The following is a 1,959-nucleotide window of genomic DNA, read 5'->3' on the forward strand; positions in this document are numbered from 1 at the left end:
GAAGTAGTCCCCGGGTAGTACCCGGGGACTACGCCGGTCAGTTCTCGGGGACTACCCCTTGACGCACACCACCTGCTTCAGCTTCGCCACGACCTCCACCAGATCCCGCTGCTGGTCGATGACCTGGTCGATCGGCTTGTAGGCCCCCGGAATCTCATCCACGACCCCGGAGTCCTTACGGCACTCCACCCCCCGCGTCTGCTCCTCCAGATCGGAGACGGAGAACCGCCGCTTGGCGGCGTTGCGGCTCATCCGCCGACCGGCCCCGTGGGACGCGGAGTTGAAGGCGAGCGGGTTCCCGAGCCCCTTCACGATGTAGGACCCCGTACCCATGGACCCCGGGATGATCCCGTAGTCCCCGGACCCGGCACGGATGGCACCCTTGCGGGTCACGAGCAGGTCCATCCCGTCGTACCGCTCCTCCGCCACGTAGTTGTGATGGCAGGAGATCTCCGCCTCGAAGGTCGGCTTCGCCTTCTTGAACTCCTTGCGGACGACGTCCTTGAGCAGGGCCATCATCAGCGTCCGGTTGTACTTCGCGTACTCCTGCGCCCAGAAGAGGTCGTTACGGTAGGCGGCCATCTGCGGGGTGTCGGAGACGAAGACGGCAAGGTCCCGGTCGACAAGCCCCTGGTTGTGCGGAAGCTTCTGCGCGATCCCGATGTGGTGCTCGGCGAGTTCCTTACCGATGTTGCGGGAACCGGAATGCAGCATCAGCCAGACAGAATCCGACGTATCCACGCAAATTTCGACAAAATGATTTCCGGATCCGAGCGTCCCCATCTGCTTGACGGCCCGCTCCTCCCGGAACTTCACCGCGTCGGCCACCCCACCGAACCGCCCCCAGAACCCGTCCCACCCGGACGTGGCGAGCCCATGGAACTGCCCCGGATCGACGGGATCGTCATGCATCCCCCGCCCCACCGGAATCGCCGCCTCCACCTTGGACCGCAGCCGAGACAGATCCCCCGGCAGATCATTGGCGGTCAGCGAGGTCTTGACGGCGGACATCCCGCACCCGATGTCGACCCCCACGGCGGCAGGACACACAGCCCCCTGCATCGCGATGACGGACCCGACGGTCGCCCCCTTGCCGTAGTGGACGTCGGGCATGACGGCGAGCCCCTTGATCCACGGCAGCGTCGCGACGTTGCGCAACTGCTGGAGCGCGACGTCCTCGACGCCCGCGGGGTCGGTCCACATCCGAATGGGCACCTGCGCGCCCGGCATCTCCACGTACGACATGACTTCCCTCATTCCCCCATCAACATAAAAGCGCGCGAACGCAGACAAAGAACGGCAAAGGACGACAAAGGGCCGGATACGCAAAACCGGCGTCAGGGTCGACGAAACGGATGCCGGACCGGCGTCCGGGGTGTCGCGTGCGATACACATTGTCGTCAGGTGCCACCCTCGCCCGGCAAGCGAAATTCCCGGCGGGGGACACTGGAACCCCCCACCGGAAACCCTCGCAGGGATCACCCTTAAGGAGCCCCCGTGCAGCGCAAGGCGTACGTCCCCGGCGCGGCAGCCCTCCTCGTGGCGCTGCTGGCCAGCTGCACAGGCGGCTCGGACGACGGCGGCTCGACGGACAACTCGAACCCGGGCGACAGCGGTACGACGAGCGCGGCGGCGCAGCCGGGCCGGTACACGACGCTCCCGGAGGCGTGCGGCGCGGTCGCCCCGGGCACGCTGGACGCCCTCCTGCCGGGCATCAAGCAGCTCATGGACCCGGCGCAGCGCCAGAAGGCGTACGCGGGTACCCCCGCCCTGACGTACGACACGGACCGCCGGGTCGGCTGCCGCTGGAAGGTGGAGTCGACGGCGGCGACGGACCACCTGTCGGTGGACTTCGAGCGCGTGGTCTCGTACGACAACACCGTGAGCGACGACACACAGGCGCAGGCGCTGTTCGCGAAGAAGCAGGACGCGGCGGACCTCCCGGCCCCGGCGTCCCCC

General features: G+C 67.4%; 1 protein-coding gene and 1 pseudogene. One reads left to right on the forward strand and one right to left on the reverse strand.

Annotated features, from left to right (window positions below; genetic code table 11):
* Nucleotides 1-51 precede the first annotated feature (51 nt).
* Nucleotides 52-1,245: an RtcB family protein gene (locus AOK24_RS40535; protein ID WP_055724911.1), complete on the reverse strand. Its 1,194-nt coding sequence runs from the start codon at nt 1,243-1,245 to the stop codon at nt 52-54.
* Nucleotides 1,246-1,497: 252 nt separating this feature from the next.
* Here AOK24_RS40535 and AOK24_RS40540 point away from each other — a divergent pair.
* Nucleotides 1,498-1,959: pseudogene (locus AOK24_RS40540) on the forward strand (DUF3558 domain-containing protein); the annotation flags it as partial.

The organism is Streptomyces niveiscabiei, from assembly GCF_001419795.1.
Lineage (GTDB): Bacteria > Actinomycetota > Actinomycetes > Streptomycetales > Streptomycetaceae > Streptomyces > Streptomyces niveiscabiei.